Consider the following 14,804-nt stretch of genomic DNA (forward strand, 5'->3'; position numbering starts at 1 on the left):
CGTGCGCCTATATACCGGCTGGTATGGAATGCTCCGCAACCACGACACGCGGTCGTCCGCGTGAATTCGATCCCGACACCGCGCTTTCCGCGGCCCTGCGCGTCTTCTGGCTGCGCGGCTATGAAGGCGCGTCGCTGGCGGAACTGACCGAGGCGATGGGGATCACCAAGCCCAGCCTCTATGCCTGCTTCGGCAACAAGGAAGCGCTGTTTCGCAAGGCTCTCGACCTCTACGAGCAGGAAAAGCTGGCCTATATCGGCCGTGCTCTGGCCGAGCCGACCGCGCGCGGCGTTGCCGAAGTGCTGCTGAGCGGCGCGTTGGAAACACACTGCGGCAAGCGCGATCCGCAAGGGTGCCTTGGCGTCATCAGCTCGGTGGCCTGCGGGGCCGAGGCCGAAGCGATTCGCGAGGAAGTGATCGCCCGGCGCAAGTCGTCCGAGACCGCGTTGATCCGCCGCATGGAGCAGGCGCGCGAAGAGGGCGATCTGCCCGCCCATGTCGAACCTGCCGCCATTGCCGCCTATCTGACCACGGTTCTTCAGGGACTGTCGGTCCGCGCGGGTTCCGGCGCCGAGCCCGAGACGCTCAAGCAGATCGTCGCGACGACGCTGGCCTGCTGGCCCAGCGCGTAAAAGCGCACAAACAGGCAAGACGTCACCGCACGTTGCGGCGGATTGCAAAATAATTGCATCCGGTGACTTTTGACCTCTTGAATTTCTTCTGTCCGTCTTAAATTACCGAGTGGTACAGAAGTTTCCCCCAAACTTCCTGTATCGCCCGGAGCCTCGTGGCTTCGTGCGTGAAAAAACGGGCGGCGGATCTGTCATGCGAGGATACCGTCCGCCTTGTGGAATACGGCCTTGGCGGTTCGTATTCCGTCGGTGAATGCAGTTTCCCCGCGTGCCGCCCGCACCGGGGAATATAGGCCCGGCGCGCTTCTTCCCATCCCCCGTCCCCGGAAGCGCGGCCGGGCCACTTCTTCCCGGTGGTGTGCTCAAACGTTCGAGAGTTTCGAACATGATCGTCGCTTTTATCCCACTTATTCGGCACCGCAGGCTCGGGTAGAGCGTTGGTCAAGCGGACGGCTGCGTCCGCACCGACGACCGGAGATACAAGCCATGACCCTTCGCCCCACCGAAATCGATGGCGTCGATGCCATAATCCTGCCGCCCGTCCGCGATCTGGGCGATGGCTTCAAGGTGCGCCGCGCGCTGCCTTCGCACCATCGCCGGATGGTGGGGCCGTTCATCTTCCTCGACCAGATGGGCCCTGCCGCATTTGATGCAGGCACCGGTCTCGACGTGCGCCCGCATCCGCACATTGGTCTTTCGACGCTGAGCTTTCTGGTCGAGGGCGAGATCATGCACCGCGATTCGCTCGGCTCGCTCCAGCGCATCCGCCCCGGCGAGGTGAACTGGATGACCGCCGGGCGCGGCATCGTCCATTCCGAGCGCAGCCCCGACGATGCCCGCGACGGCAGCGCGAAGCTGCTGGGCTTGCAGACCTGGGTGGCGCTGCCGACCCATGCCGAGGAAATCGCGCCGGACTTCTCGCACCACAAGGCGGATGACATTCCTTTCGCCGAGGATGCGGGCCTGCGCCTGACGGTGATTGCCGGTACGCTGGATGGCATGACCTCGCCGGTAAAGACCTACTCCGATCTGATCGAGGCCGAACTGCTGCTGGCGCCCGGTGGCCGCTATCGCCTGACCGCCGAACATGTCGAGCGCGCGATCTACGTCGTGTCGGGATCGGTCGCCGTCGAAGGGCAGACCGGGGCCTTCGCTGAGGGCGAACTGGTGGTGTTCAAGCCCGGCGCCGAGATCGTGCTGCGCGGCGAGAGCGCGGCGCGGGTGATGCTGGTGGGCGGTGAGCCGTTCCCCGAACAGCGCCACATCTTCTGGAACTTCGTCTCCTCCTCGCCCGAGCGGCTGGAGCAGGCCAAGGCCGACTGGAAGGCCGACCGCTTCGATCACGTCCCCGGCGAGCACGAGTTCATTCCGCTGCCCGAATGATGGACCGATAGCGCAAAAACGAAAGAGCCCCCGGCAGGCACATCGCGTGCCGGGGGCTCTTTCGTTTTCAGCGATGCTGCTTGGGCATCAGCCGCCGTTGGCAGGTGCGCCCGCTGGCGTTGCCGCAGCATCCGGCGAACCGCCGATGGCCTTCACATAGGCGATGGCGGCCTGCATCTGCTCGGTCTGCACCGCGATATAGGTGCGCTCGGCATTGAGCGCGTCGGTCTGTGCCGTCACGACATCGAGATAGTCCGATGCACCGTCGCGGTAACGGATCATCGCGATATCGCTGGTCTTCTGCGCGGCGGTGGCGGCGGTGTGCTGCGACGCGCTGGCATCGGCCAGGTGGTGCATCGCCGCGATCGCGTCCTCGGTCTCCTGGAAGGCAGAGAGCACGGTGCCGCGATAGGTGGCGGTTGCCTCCTCGTATTCGGCGCGCGACATGCGCACCTTGGCCTTGCGCGCGCCGCCGTCGAAGATCGACAGGACCGCGCTGATCGGACCGAGCCCCCAGAAGCTGGTCGGTGCGCCGAGGAAGTCCGGGCCGGTGGTGTCGAAACCGCCGCTGCCGCCCAGCGAGATCTGCGGGAAGTAGGCGGCCTTGGCGACGCCGATCTCGGCATTTGCGGCGAACACACGGCGTTCTGCCGCCGAAATGTCCGGGCGGCGCTGGAGCAGCACGGCAGGCGTTGCCACCGGCATGATCGGCGGGGCCAGCGTCTCGACCTGTACGGGAACCGAGAAGGTCGAAGCGACGGCGCCGGTCAGTGCCGCCAGTTCATGCTCGGTCGCGGCGCGCTGGTTGGCGGTGGTCGAAACCAGCGCCTTGGCATTGGCCAGCACGGTCAGCGAGCGGTTGGTGTCGATGCCCGAGGCGTCACCACCCTGATGGCGCGCTTCGGTGAGCTTGTAGGCCTTGGTATAGGCATGGACCGAGCGCACCAGCAGGTCCTGCTGGGCGTCGAGCCCGCGCAGGCGGAAGTAGGCGTCTGCCACCTGCGCCTGCAGGCTGAGGCGGGCCGAGGCAAGGTCTGCACCGCTGGCGGCGGCTTCGGCGCGCCCGGCCTTCACCGTGTTGCGAACCCGGCCCCACAGGTCGAGTTCGTAATCGAGGCTGCCGCCCAGAATGTAGTCGTTCTGGGTCGAGGACGTGCCGGTCGAGCGCACGCGGTACTTCGAGACGCGCGCGCGTTCGGCGCTGCCGCTGGCGCCGATCTGCGGATAGAGCGCCGAAGCGTCGATCCGGGCAGAGGCGGTGGCGGCATCGTAGCGGGCGAGGGCTGCCGCCAGCGTCGGGCTGGCGGCGGCGGCCTTGGCTTCGAGATCGTTCAGGACCGGATCGTTGAACACGGTCCACCAGGCGCCGCGATCGGCACCGTCGGCAGGGGTCGCCGAGGTCCACCCGGCGACTTCCTTGAACTGGGCAGGGGCGGCGGTCTGGGGTGCGTGGTAGGCCGGTGCCATCGAGCAACCGGCTACCGCGAACAGCACCAGCGGGGACAGAGCCCCTCTTGATAGAGTTGAGAGCCGCATGGTCTTACTTGCTGCCCGCAGGTGCGCTTTTCGTAGCAGTTTCGGCACTCTTGCCGGCATCCGCAGCGGTCTGCACGCGGACCTTGTCGCCGTTGGCGATCGAGTCCGGCGGCGAATCCACGATCGCATCGCCCGGCTTCACGCCGACCGAGACGAGCACCGACTTGCCCATGTCCTGCGCGATGGTGATCGGATGCAGCGTGACCTGATCGTTGCTGCCCAGCACAACCACGTTCGGGCCGCTGGCGGTGTAGAGCACGGCGCTGCCCGGCAGGGTCAGGGCGGAGGTGTCACCCTGCACGTTGAAGTGGACCTGCGCATAGGCGCCGGGCTTCAGCGCGCCGTCGGGGTTGGCGGCCTGCAACTGGACGAGCACCGCGCCCGACTGCTGGTCCACCGATCCGGCGCTGCGCTTGACGATCGCCGGGAACTCGCGGCCCGGATATTCGGGCAGCGTCAGCGTGGCGGTGTCGCCGTCCTTGAGGCGGGCGGAATCGACCTGCGGCACCTTCACGTAGATCCGCATCTGGTGGATGTCGGACACGGTGAACAGCGGCTGCGAGGCGGCATTGCCTGCCACCACCAGCGCGCCGATCTGGGCCGAGCGGCTGGTCACGACACCGGGGAACGGCGCCGAGAGGCGGGTGAAGCCGTAGGTCGCCTGAAGTTCGCGCACCTTGGCGAGCGCGGCATTGGCGAGTGCGGTCTTGGCGGCATAGTCACCGGCCTTCTCATCGGTTTCCTGCTGCGAGACGGCATCCTGCGCCAGCAGGCTCTTCCAGCGCTTGGCGGTGCTGGCGGCGAGCTTCTGGTTGGCCAGCGCGGTCTGATAGTCCGCCTTGGCCGACGCCAGCTGCTGATCGAGGTCGGGCGCGTCGAGCACCGCGAGGGTCTGGCCCGCGCCCACCTTGTCGCCGATGTCGGCGTTCCACGAACGGACATAGCCGTTGGTGCGCGCGAAGATCGCCGCGCTGTTCCACGCCTGGACATTGCCGGGCAGGACCAGCGAGCCGTCGCCCGTCACCTTGGCCGGGTGGATCACCGCGACCGTGGGGATGGAAGCGTCTGCCGCCACGGTCTTGAGATCACCGGTCGCGCGCAGGCGGCTCATGGTGCCGAAGCCGACGACGGCGACGGCGATCACCGCCACGCCCAGGCCGAGCATCTTCAGGGTGCGGGCGCTGGGGCCCTCGGTTTCGTGAAGGGGAGTTTCAGACATGGCTGGGCTGCATTTCCGTCTGGGGGGTCTTTTCGTCGCGGGTGACGCGGCGATGGACGAAGCTGAACACGGTGGGAACGAAGAAGAGGGTGGCGATGGTGGCGCACATCAGGCCGCCGATCACCGCACGGCCGAGCGGGGCGTTCTGCTCGCCGCCGTCACCCATGCCGAGCGCCATCGGCAGCATGCCGATGATCATGGCAAGCGCGGTCATCAGCACCGGGCGGAAGCGGACCATGCCGGCCTGCATCGCCGCCTCGATGGCATCGCCGGTCTCGGCCAGCTTCTCGCGGGCGAAGGAGACGACGAGAATCGAGTTGGCGGTGGCGACGCCCATGCACATGATCGCGCCGGTCAGCGCCGGGACCGATAGCGTGGTTCCGGTGGTGAACAGCATCCACACGATACCGGCGAGAGCCGCAGGCAGCGCGGTGATGATGACGAACGGGTCGAGCCAGCTCTGGAAGTTCACCACGATCAGCAGGTAGATCAGCACGATGGCGCCGACCAGGCCCCAGCCCAGACCCGAGAACGCGGTGTTCATGGTCTGGTACTGGCCGCGCAGCGTCACCGTCGAACCCTTGGGAACGGCGCTGTCGAGCGACTTGATGGCCTTGTTGATGTCGGTGGCGATCGCGCCGAGGTCACGGCCCGAAGGCGTGGCGTATACGTCGAGCACCGGGGCGATGTTGTAGTGCGAGACCACAGCGGCCGTGCCGGTGCGCTTGATCGTCGCTACGGCGCCGAGCAACTGCGTGGGCACGCCTGCCGAACCGGAGACCGGCACGTTGTTGAGGTCGCTCATGGTGTTGACCATGTAGTCTGGCGTCTGGGCGACGACGGCGTAGGACACGCCATTGTCGGGGTTCACGTAGTAGACCGGGGCGGTCTGCGAGGAACCGGCAAGGGTGTTGCCCAGGCTGGTCGTCACGTCCTTTTCGCTGAGGCCGTACTGGCCGGCGCGGCTGCGGTCGACATCGACCGAAAGCTGCGGGCTGGTTTCGGGCTGCTGGAGACGCAGGTCGGCAATGCCGGGGATCGCCTTCAGCTTGGCCATCAGCTTGTGCGCATATTCACGCGAGGCCTCGGGATCCTTGCCGGAGATCTGGATGTCGATCGGGGCGGGCGAACCGAAGTTCAGGATCTGGCTGGTGATGTCTGCGGGCAGGAACGAGAAGGTCGTGCCGGGGAAGCGGCGCGGCAGTTCGCGGCGCAGGGTGTTGACCCAGCCGTCGGTCGGCGCATGGCCTTCCTTCAGGGTGATCATCATGTCGCCGTCCTGCGGACCGATGGTGCCGCTGGCATTGTAGACGGTGTTGATCGAGCTGACCGGCAGGCCGATGTTGTCGGTGATCGATGCCAGCTGATCGGCCGGGATCGTCTCGCGCACCTGCTGGGCGATCTTCTCGAAGTCCGACGCAGCGGTCTCGATGCGGGTGCCCACGGGAACGCGGACGTGCATCATGATCTGGCCGGAATCGACGTTGGGGAAGAAGTTGCTGCCCAGCAGGGTGACGAGACCCATAGACAGCACGACGATTGCCAGGAAGCCGATCATGAACGGCTTGCGGGCGCCCAGCGCGCGGCGCAGCAGCGCCACGTAGTTGCCGCGAACGATCTCGAAGCGCTTCTCGAACCCGCGCTGAAAATGCACCAGCGGATTGCGCGAGGTGGGCGAGCCCGAGTTGTGCACGTCCTCGCCATGGGTGGCGTGGGGCTTGAGGAGGTACATCGCCATCGTCGGCACCAGGGTACGCGACAGGATGAACGAGGCGACCATCGCGAAGACCACCGAAAGCGCCATCGGCACGAACAGGTAGCCTGCAACGCCGGGCAGGAAGAACATCGGCACGAACACGATGCAGATGCACAGCAGCGAGACGAAGGCCGGGGTCACGATCTGGGCGGCGCCGTCGAGAATGGACTCGACCACGCCCTTGCCCTGTTCGAGGTGCCAGTTGATGTTCTCGATGGTCACGGTTGCGTCATCGACGAGGATGCCGACCGCGAGGGCGAGGCCGCCCAGCGTCATCACGTTCAGCGTCTGGCCGAACACCGCCAGCGCCGCGATCGCCGCCAGAATGGCCAGCGGGATCGAGAGCGCGATGATCACGGTCGAACGCCACGAGCCGAGGAACAGCAGAATCATCAGCGAGGTGAGCGCAGCGGCAATCGCGCCTTCGCGGACCACGCCTTCGACCGCGCCCTTCACGAACATCGACTGGTCGCCCACCGGCAGGATCTTCAGCGTGTCGGGCAGCGTCTGCTGGATCTTGGGCAGGGCGGCCTTGACGCCGTTGACGACCGCGAGCGTGGATGCCGCGCCGTTCTTGAAGACGGTGAGCAGTACCGAGCGGGTGCCCTCGACATGGACGACGTTCTGCTGCTGGGCGCTGCCGTCGCGGACGTGGGCAACATCGTGCATGTAGATCGTCGCGCCGTTCACCACCTTCACCGGAAGGTCATTCAGGCCGTCGATGGTGTCGGGTGCATTGTTGAGCTGGACCGAGTACTGCGTCGGCCCGATCTTGATGAAGCCGGCCGGATTGATCTGGTTCTGCGCGGCGATGGCGTTGCTGACGTCCTGCGCAGAAAGCCCCTTCGACTGCAGGGCCTGCGGGTCGAGGTCGATCTGGATCTGGCGGGTCTTGCCGCCCGAGGGGTAGGGCATGGCGAGGCCCGGCACTGTCACCAGTCGCGTGCGGATCTGGTTCATGCCGATGTCGAACAGCTGGCCTTCCGACAGGCCCTTGCCCGACAGCGCCAGCTGCAGGATCGGCACGGTCGATGCGGAGTAGTTGAGGATCAGCGGCGGCGTTGCGCCTGCGGGCAGCTGCTTGAGGATCGTCTGCGAGACCGACGTGACCTGCGCGGTTGCCGTGCGGATGTCGACGGTCGGCTGGAAGTAGATCTTGACGACGCCCATGCCCTGGTAGGACTGGCTTTCGGTATGCTCGATGTCGTTGACGGTGGTGGTGAGCACGCGCTCGAAAGGTGTCACGATGCGATCGGACATGTCCTGCGGCGGCAGGCCCGAGTACTGCCAGGCGACAGCGATCACGGGGATCTTGATATCGGGAAAAATATCGACCGGCGTGCGCAGGGCGGCAATGGTGCCGCCGATGGCGATCAGGATCGCCATGACGATGAACGTCAACGGGCGGTGCAGGGCGGTCTTGACGATTCCAATCATCGACTACTCCAAAGGCCGTCCGGCACAGGTGGAGGGGCCACCGGACGACAGCAAATCCTCAACCCGAAATTTCGATGGACCGGCGTCGGTCGCCCAACAGAAACAGCGCGACAGGCCAAGCCTGTCGCTGTAGCCCTGTCGTTCAAGGGGCAACGGTTCCGGGCTTTGCCGGGCATTCCCGGTCGCTTCGGCTGAAATTGAGCACGCATGGTTGCGCTTTCACGCTTCGGATGGCCTCTGGTCAGGAATGTGTCCAATATATAATACGGCTGGATCGATAGGCTGGACGAATTGATGCCATGGATCTGAGACACTTGCGATATTTTCTGTGCGTCGCCGAGGAACTGCACTTCGGTCGGGCTGCGGCGCGGCTGGGCATTTCGCAGCCGCCGCTCAGCCAGCAGGTGCGCGCGCTGGAAGAGGAACTGGGCGTGCAGCTGTTCGAGCGCACCAGCCGCCGGGTCCAGCTGACCGTCGCCGGGCGCCAGTTCGTGCCCGAAGCGCAGGCGACGCTCGATCAGGCCGAGCATGCCATGCTCACCGCCCGCCGGGCGCAGCGTGGCGAGATCGGGCGGCTGTCGCTGTCGTTCTCCACTTCGGTCCCGTTCATGCCGCGCATCGTCAAGGCGCTGTCCGGCTTCCGGCAGGAGAACGGGCAGGTCCGGCTCGATCTCCACGAGCTCGCCCGCGACCTTCAGATCGATGGCGTGGTGCGCGACGAGATCGACATCGCGCTGGTGCGTTCGCTGGTCGATCCGCCGCTGCCGGCGGGTCTCGTCTCGCAATGCCTGATGCGCGAAGGGCTGGTCGTGGCGATGCGGGATGACCACAGGTTCGCCACGCTCGACAGGCGCCCGCGCGTTTCCGATCTGCGGGGCGAGCCGCTGGTGTTCTATGGCGGCAGCCGGGCAGCGGGCTTTGCCGATCACCTTGTGGCCTTGTGCCGGGCGGAGGGGTTCGAGGCCGATGTGGTGCTGGAGGCGTCCAGTCTTGCCACGCTGCTGGGGCTGACGGCGGCGGGTTTCGGGCTGACGGTGGTGTCCAACTCGCTCGCGCGCATCAGCGTCGAGCGGCTGGTGTTTCGCGATCTCGACGTGCCGTTCACCAGCGACCTGTGGATGGTCCACAAGGAAACGCTCACCCCCGCTGCGGCCCGTTTCCGGGCGATGCTGCTGGACGATGGGGCATAGGCCATTTAGCGGTGGCCTGAAGGCGGGGCCTAAAGGCTGGGTTCAACTCCGGCGGGACAGGATATTTCTCCTGCCGCCCGATGACGTTGGAGACTCGATGCGTAAATGGATAGCGGTGCCGCTGGTGGCGCTTGTGCTCGGCGCGCTGCCGCTGGGAATGGTCGCCCGTGCGCAGATGCCTGCGGGTGATTTCGGCAATCTTGCCCGCTACCGGGCCGAGAACGAGGCGCTTGCAGGGCACGACGATCCCGCCCGCGTGGTGTTCATGGGCGATTCGATCACCCAGAACTGGGCGCGCGAGCCCTATCTGCGTGATCGGACCGATCACATCGGGCGTGGCATCTCCGGGCAGACGGCACCGCAGATGCTGCTGCGCTTCCGCTCGGACGTGATCGCGCTGCATCCGGCTGTCGTCCATATCATGGCGGGCACGAACGATGTGGCGGGCAATACCGGGCCGGAAACGCCGGACGAGATCTATGGCTATATCGTCTCGATGGTCGAACTCGCGCGGGCCAACGGCATCCGCGTGGTGCTCGCAGGGATACCGCCGACGCGCTATTTCAACTGGCGGCCCGAAGTCGGTGATCAGGGGGCGGAGATCGCGGCGATCAACGCGCGTCTGGCCGCCTATGCGAAAGCGCACCGGATCGTCTTCGTGGACTATGCGCGCGTGCTGGCCGATCCATCGGGGCGTTGAAGCCCGAACTCGGGCTCGACAGCGTGCATCCCAATCCGGCGGGCTACGCCGCGATGCAGCCGCTGGCAGAAGCGGCGATCCGGCAGGCGATGGCGCAAAAGCCGTGAGCGGAAGCGCGACATTCCCGGCCCGCCGCCGCGCCTATGACGGGACTGCCGGCGATCCGGTCGAGATCGCGCTGCCGGTCGAGGCGCCGGTCGCCATCGAGATCAACGGCATGGCCTATGCCGTGATGATGGCGACGCCCATCGATCTTGAGGATTTCGTCACCGGCTTCCTGCTCGGCGAGGGGCTGGCGGAAGCCTCCGAGATCGGCGCCATCGCGCTGCACGCCGTGGAGGATGCGCTTTGGGGCACGGGGCACGTCGCGCGCGTGACCTTGCCTGCGCATCGTCTCGAACCGGTGATGCGCCGCGCGCGGGGGCGGGTGGGCGACAGCGCCTGCGGGATTTGCGGGATCGAGAGTGTCGAGGCGGCGCTGCGTCCGCTGCCCGGTTTGGAGCGTCGAACCGGCGCCACGCCCGAAGCCATCGCGCGCGCGCTCCACGCCTTGCGTGAGCGCCAGCCGCTGGGCCGCGAGACCCGCGCCAGCCATGCCGCTGGTTTTGCGGGAGAGGACGGCACGCTGCTTCTCGTGCGCGAGGATGTCGGGCGGCATAACGCGCTCGACAAGCTGCTGGGCGCACTGGCGAGGGAAGGGCGCGATCCATCCGTGGGCTTCGTGGTGATGACCTCGCGCTGTTCCTACGAGCTGGTCGAGAAGGCGGCGCGCGCAGGCGTGCCGCTGCTGGTGGCGATCTCGGCGCCGACCGACCTTGCCGTGTGCCGTGCCCATGCCGCCGGGCTGTCGATCGCGGCGGTGGCGCGCGACGATACGATGCTGTGGATGCCCGCGCCGGAGTAGAGGTGTTTGTGCGCGATAATATCTGGCTAATCCTGATCGTACGAAAGGCTGTGCGGACCGCAGTTTGATCGAGGTCAAGGATCGCCGTCAGGCGGCGCGGCATCCGGGGCTATCGAGACCGGGAGAAGGAGCCGCGCAACGATGAACCAGACTACAGCTGCCGAGGCGGAAATTCCGCCGCTCGAAAGGCACGAAACCCATTCCCCGGTGCCGGGCACACCGTTCTTCGACGGCGTAGCCGCAGCGAAGGGCTACCAGCTCAATGCCATGTGCTTTTCCTTCAACGATGCCCGCAATCGCGTGGCTTTCCGTCAGGACGAGGACGCCTACTGCGCGCAGTTCCACCTGACGCCGCAGCAGCGCGAGGCGGTCCGATCGCGCAACGTGCTGGCGATGATCGAGGCGGGCGGCAATATCTACTATCTCGCCAAGCTGGCGGGCATTTTCGGGCTCAATGTGCAGGACATCGGCGCGCAGCAGACGGGCATGAGCGTCGAGGCGTTCCGCCAGCATCTCATCGATCAGGGAAAGGCATAAGATCATGGCAAAAGTCGTCGGTGCATACTTCACCAGCCACGTCCCCTCGATCGGCGGGGCGATCTTCGGCGGCAAGCAGCAGGACCCGTACTGGAAACCGTTCTTCGACGGCTACCCCCGGTCCGCGAATGGCTCGCCGAAACCCGCCCGGACGTCGCCGTTTGCTTCTACAACGACCACGGGCTGAACTTCTTCCTCGACAAGATGCCGACGTTCGCGGTCGGCGCGGCGGCGGAATACTTCAACAAGGACGAGGGCTGGGGACTGCCTGTTTTCAAACCCTTTTCCGGCCATCCCGCGCTTTCGTGGCATGTCATCGAGCAGCTTGTCGGCGATGATTTCGACATCACGACATGCCAGTCGATGCTGGTGGATCATGCGCTGTCGATCCCGTTCGAACTGGCCTATCCCGATTGCGATGCCTGGCCGGTCAAGCTGGTGCCGATCGCGATCAACACCGTGCAGTTCCCATTGCCCAGCGCTCGCCGCTGCCTTGAACTCGGCCGCAGTGTCGGTCGGGCGCTGGCCAGATGGCAGGGCGACGAGCGCATCGTGGTGGTCGGCACCGGCGGCCTCTCGCACCAGCTGGATGGCGAGCGGGCGGGCTTCCTCAACCCCGAATACGACCGCCTGTGCATGGACCGGCTGGCCAGCGACCCCGACCGGATCGCGGCGGACAGCATCGAGGAGATCATCCGGCTGTCGGGTGCGCAGGGCGTCGAACTGGTCAACTGGATCGCCGCGCGCGGGGCGCTGGGGGCAGCGCGGTGGAGACGCACCGCAATTACCACGCGCCGATCTCGAACACGGCAGGGGCTACGATGCTGCTTGAACCGGCTTGAGCAACCGATTGGAGCAAAAAGAAAAGCCCCGGTGGAGTGATCCGCCGGGGCTTGTTCGTGTCAGAGTTCCTCGGGCCAGTAGAGCCGCATCGGATTGGTCACCAGCAGCTTCTCCTGAAGCTCTGCCGTCGGCGCGATCCGGGGGATCATGTCGACGAGGTGGCCATCGTCGGGGATGTTGTCCTGCATGTTCGGGTGCGGCCAGTCGGTGCCCCAGATCACGCGGTCCTGATAGTCCGCCACCAGCGGCGCGACGGCCTTGGCGAAGTCGTTCCACGGATCGCCCGAGGCATCGAGGCGATCCGGGCAGGTGGCCTTGAACCAGATATCCTCACGGCTTTCCAGAAGGCTGCGGAACGCCTTCATGTCGGCGCCGTCCGGCCCCTGGCTGACGTCCGGGCGGCCCATGTGGTCGATCACCACCGGCACCGGGATCGCATCGATGAAGGGGCGCAGTTCCTCAAGGATATCGGCCTCGAAGTAGATCACCACGTGCCAGCCTTCGGGCAGGCGGCTGGCGACTTCGAGGAACTTGTCCTTGGGGGCGTTGTCGACAAGGCGCTTGAGGAAATTGAAGCGGATGCCGCGCATCCCGCCTTCGTGCAGCGCGAGGAGATCGGCTTCCGAAATGTCCGGATCGACTACCGCCACGCCGCGCGCCTTGCCGCCGCTCTTGGCGATAGCGTCGAGCGTTGCGGCGTTGTCGGTGCCGTGGCAGCTGGCTTGAACGATCACGTTGCGGGCAAAGCCCAGATGATCGCGCAGGGCAAAGAGCATGTCCGGCCCCGCGTCCTGCGGCAGGTACTTCGCCTTGGCGCTGAACGGGAACTGCGCCATCGGCCCGAAGACGTGGCAGTGCGCGTCGATGGCGCCGGGCGGCGGCGTGAAAGCGGGCTTGCTCGGCGCGCCGTGCCAGGAAAGGATACGATCAGACATAGACAATTCCATCCATCAGCTTGCGCGCGGTGCGCAGCAGCGCGGCGCTGGTGACATCGCCCGCTTCGTTGACTTCGAGCACGCAGCTCATCTCGCCGGTGGGATGCTCGACCGAAAGGGTCTTGCGCGCGCCATCCGGGATCTGCGCCACTTCCGCAGCAGGCGAACCGTCGAGCAGCGCCGCCGTTGCGACCGTGACCGCCGCCAGCACGCCGACCGTCGCATGGGCGCGGTGCGGAATGAAGCTGCGGGTGTTGATCGCGCCGCCGTTCTTCGGGGGCGAGACGAGGAACATCTTGGGGACCGACTTGTCCTTGACGTCGCCCAGGTTCATCCGCTCGCCCACGGCCAGGCGGATCGCTTCCAGCTTTTCCTTGAGGGCGCTGTCCGCATCGAGCGTCTCGCGGTCCTCATAGCCGGTCACGCCCAGATCCTCGGCCTTCATGACCACGCAGGGCATGCCGTTGTCGATCAGCGTGACCTTCACGCCGTTGACTTCGTCCACAACATTGCCGGTGGGCAGGAGCGCGCCGGTCATCGACCCGGCGGTGTCGCGAAATTCCAGCGGCACCGGGGCATGGCTGCCCGGAACGCCGTCGATCTTCGCATCGCCCTTGTAGGTGACGGTTCCGCCCGGCGTCTGCACGGTGGCGACGGCGACCTGATCGGTGTTGACCATGTAGATCGTCACCTTGGTCTCGTCGCCGGTGGCAGCGACAAGGCCGCGCTCGATGGCGAAGGGGCCGATCCCGGCAAGGATGTTGCCGCAGTTCTGCGCGTCCGAGACGATCGCCTGATCCACGAAGACCTGGAAGAAGTGATACTCGACGTCGATGCCCTCGCGGTCCGACTTCGAAACCACGCCCACCTTGCTGGTCAGCGGATCGGCGCCGCCCATGCCGTCGATCTGGCGCGGGTCGGGGGATCCCATGACGCCGAGCAGGAACGCGTCCCGCTCGGCCGGGTCTGCGGGCAGGTCATCCTTCAGGAAGTACCCGCCCTTGGACGTTCCCCCGCGCATCCACATGACTGGAGCTTGGGAGAAGGTCTCAGACATACTTCAGGCCTTCCTTCTCAAGACGCTCGCGCATCTTGTACATGTCGAGGCCGAGCACGCCGTTCGCCAGCTTCTCGCGCTTTTCGCCTTCGTTGGCTTCGCGGGCCTGCGCGGCCTTGAGCACTTCGGCGGCCTTTTCGCGCGGCACCACGACCACGCCGTCATCGTCGGCCACGATCACGTCGCCCGGCTGGACGGCGGCGTTGGCACAGACGACCGGCACGTTGACCGAGCCAAGCGTGTTCTTGACCGTGCCCTGCGCGTGGATCGCCTTGGACCACACGGGGAATTCCATCTCGGTCAGGTCGCGCACATCGCGCACGCCGGCGTCGATGATCAGGCCACGGCAGCCGCGGGCGATGGCGCTGGTGGCGAGCAGGTCGCCGAAGTAGCCGTCCTCGCAGGGGCTGGTCGGCGCGAGCAGCAGCACGTCACCGGCCTTCAGCTGTTCGATGGCGACGTGGACCATCCAGTTGTCGCCCGGAGGGGCGCTGATCGTCACGGCCGATCCGGCAATGCGCGCGCCGCGATAGATCGGGGTCATGTAGCTGGCGAGCAGGCCGGTGCGGCCCTGCGCTTCATGCACGGTCGCCACGCCGCAGGCGGCGAGGCCGTCGATCACGTCCTGGTCCGCGCGTTCGATGTTCTGGACGACAATACCACTCATCAGGTCAC

13 protein-coding genes are annotated in these 14,804 nt (G+C 66.2%); 7 read left to right on the forward strand and 6 right to left on the reverse strand.

All coding sequences use genetic code 11. The features are described from left to right. The first annotated feature begins 23 nt into the window (after positions 1 to 23). Complete coding sequence (locus tag CI805_RS07650) at positions 24 to 632, forward strand: TetR/AcrR family transcriptional regulator (RefSeq protein WP_260921508.1); 609 nt, start codon at positions 24 to 26, stop codon at positions 630 to 632. A 486-nt stretch (positions 633 to 1,118) separates the two neighbouring features. Next, positions 1,119 to 2,015, forward strand: coding sequence for a pirin family protein (locus CI805_RS07655; RefSeq protein WP_260921509.1), 897 nt, complete (start codon positions 1,119 to 1,121; stop codon positions 2,013 to 2,015). A gap of 87 nt (positions 2,016 to 2,102) precedes the next feature. Here the strand turns inward: CI805_RS07655 and CI805_RS07660 are convergent, their stop codons facing one another. The 3 genes from CI805_RS07660 to CI805_RS07670 are packed head-to-tail and all read right to left on the reverse strand — an operon-like array spanning position 2,103 to position 7,963. Beyond that, a complete protein-coding gene (locus CI805_RS07660) occupies positions 2,103 to 3,551 on the reverse strand; it encodes an efflux transporter outer membrane subunit (protein ID WP_260921511.1) in 1,449 nt (482 codons plus the stop codon). A gap of 4 nt (positions 3,552 to 3,555) precedes the next feature. Beyond that, positions 3,556 to 4,770 (reverse strand): efflux RND transporter periplasmic adaptor subunit, encoded by a 1,215-nt coding sequence (locus tag CI805_RS07665; protein ID WP_260921513.1) that lies wholly within the window; start codon positions 4,768 to 4,770, stop codon positions 3,556 to 3,558. Next, complete coding sequence (locus CI805_RS07670; protein ID WP_260921516.1) at positions 4,763 to 7,963, reverse strand: efflux RND transporter permease subunit; 3,201 nt, start codon at positions 7,961 to 7,963, stop codon at positions 4,763 to 4,765. The genes CI805_RS07665 and CI805_RS07670 overlap by 8 nt, the downstream gene beginning before the upstream one ends. A gap of 314 nt (positions 7,964 to 8,277) precedes the next feature. Here CI805_RS07670 and CI805_RS07675 point away from each other — a divergent pair, with 314 nt between their 5' ends. The 5 genes from CI805_RS07675 (at position 8,278) to CI805_RS07695 (ending at position 12,176) form a co-directional block, all read left to right on the forward strand. Next, entirely contained in the window at positions 8,278 to 9,153 is an 876-nt protein-coding gene (locus CI805_RS07675) for a LysR substrate-binding domain-containing protein (protein WP_260921518.1), read from the forward strand. A 97-nt stretch (positions 9,154 to 9,250) separates the two neighbouring features. Then, complete coding sequence (locus CI805_RS07680) at positions 9,251 to 9,853, forward strand: GDSL-type esterase/lipase family protein (RefSeq protein ID WP_260921520.1); 603 nt, start codon at positions 9,251 to 9,253, stop codon at positions 9,851 to 9,853. Between the two features lie 103 nt (positions 9,854 to 9,956). Next, on the forward strand, positions 9,957 to 10,757 hold the full coding sequence (gene fdhD / locus CI805_RS07685; protein WP_260921540.1) for a formate dehydrogenase accessory sulfurtransferase FdhD: 801 nt from the start codon (positions 9,957 to 9,959) through the stop codon (positions 10,755 to 10,757). 141 nt (positions 10,758 to 10,898) lie between these two features. Beyond that, positions 10,899 to 11,294, forward strand: coding sequence for a protocatechuate 4,5-dioxygenase subunit alpha (locus CI805_RS07690; RefSeq protein WP_260921541.1), 396 nt, complete (start codon positions 10,899 to 10,901; stop codon positions 11,292 to 11,294). A gap of 90 nt (positions 11,295 to 11,384) precedes the next feature. After that, complete coding sequence (locus CI805_RS07695) at positions 11,385 to 12,176, forward strand: class III extradiol dioxygenase family protein (RefSeq protein ID WP_260927855.1); 792 nt, start codon at positions 11,385 to 11,387, stop codon at positions 12,174 to 12,176. Positions 12,177 to 12,196: 20 nt separating this feature from the next. Here the strand turns inward: CI805_RS07695 and CI805_RS07700 are convergent, their stop codons facing one another. From CI805_RS07700 to ligK, 3 genes are read right to left on the reverse strand one after another with little or no spacing between them, the layout of a single operon-like run. After that, entirely contained in the window at positions 12,197 to 13,072 is an 876-nt protein-coding gene (locus CI805_RS07700) for an amidohydrolase family protein (protein ID WP_409934879.1), read from the reverse strand. Further along, positions 13,065 to 14,129, reverse strand: coding sequence for a 4-oxalomesaconate tautomerase (locus CI805_RS07705; RefSeq protein ID WP_260921543.1), 1,065 nt, complete (start codon positions 14,127 to 14,129; stop codon positions 13,065 to 13,067). The genes CI805_RS07700 and CI805_RS07705 overlap by 8 nt, the downstream gene beginning before the upstream one ends. After that, on the reverse strand, positions 14,122 to 14,796 hold the full coding sequence (gene ligK, locus CI805_RS07710) for a 4-carboxy-4-hydroxy-2-oxoadipate aldolase/oxaloacetate decarboxylase (RefSeq protein ID WP_260921545.1): 675 nt from the start codon (positions 14,794 to 14,796) through the stop codon (positions 14,122 to 14,124). The genes CI805_RS07705 and ligK overlap by 8 nt, the downstream gene beginning before the upstream one ends. Positions 14,797 to 14,804: the final 8 nt, after the last annotated feature.

This window comes from Novosphingobium sp. 9, from assembly GCF_025340265.1.
GTDB lineage: Bacteria > Pseudomonadota > Alphaproteobacteria > Sphingomonadales > Sphingomonadaceae > Novosphingobium.

Bases quoted from the DNA above. Each gene is read 5' to 3' on its own strand.
- CI805_RS07650 (WP_260921508.1), top strand. From the start codon at position 24: ATGGAATGCTCCGCAACCACGACACGCGGTCGTCCGCGTGAATTCGAT.
- CI805_RS07655 (WP_260921509.1), top strand. From the start codon at position 1,119: ATGACCCTTCGCCCCACCGAAATCGATGGCGTCGATGCCATAATCCTG.
- CI805_RS07660 (WP_260921511.1), bottom strand. From the start codon at position 3,551: ATGCGGCTCTCAACTCTATCAAGAGGGGCTCTGTCCCCGCTGGTGCTG.
- CI805_RS07665 (WP_260921513.1), bottom strand. From the start codon at position 4,770: ATGTCTGAAACTCCCCTTCACGAAACCGAGGGCCCCAGCGCCCGCACC.
- CI805_RS07670 (WP_260921516.1), bottom strand. From the start codon at position 7,963: ATGATTGGAATCGTCAAGACCGCCCTGCACCGCCCGTTGACGTTCATC.
- CI805_RS07680 (WP_260921520.1), top strand. From the start codon at position 9,251: ATGCGTAAATGGATAGCGGTGCCGCTGGTGGCGCTTGTGCTCGGCGCG.
- CI805_RS07690 (WP_260921541.1), top strand. From the start codon at position 10,899: ATGAACCAGACTACAGCTGCCGAGGCGGAAATTCCGCCGCTCGAAAGG.
- CI805_RS07700 (WP_409934879.1), bottom strand. From the start codon at position 13,072: ATGTCTGATCGTATCCTTTCCTGGCACGGCGCGCCGAGCAAGCCCGCT.
- CI805_RS07705 (WP_260921543.1), bottom strand. From the start codon at position 14,129: ATGTCTGAGACCTTCTCCCAAGCTCCAGTCATGTGGATGCGCGGGGGA.
- ligK (WP_260921545.1), bottom strand. From the start codon at position 14,796: ATGAGTGGTATTGTCGTCCAGAACATCGAACGCGCGGACCAGGACGTG.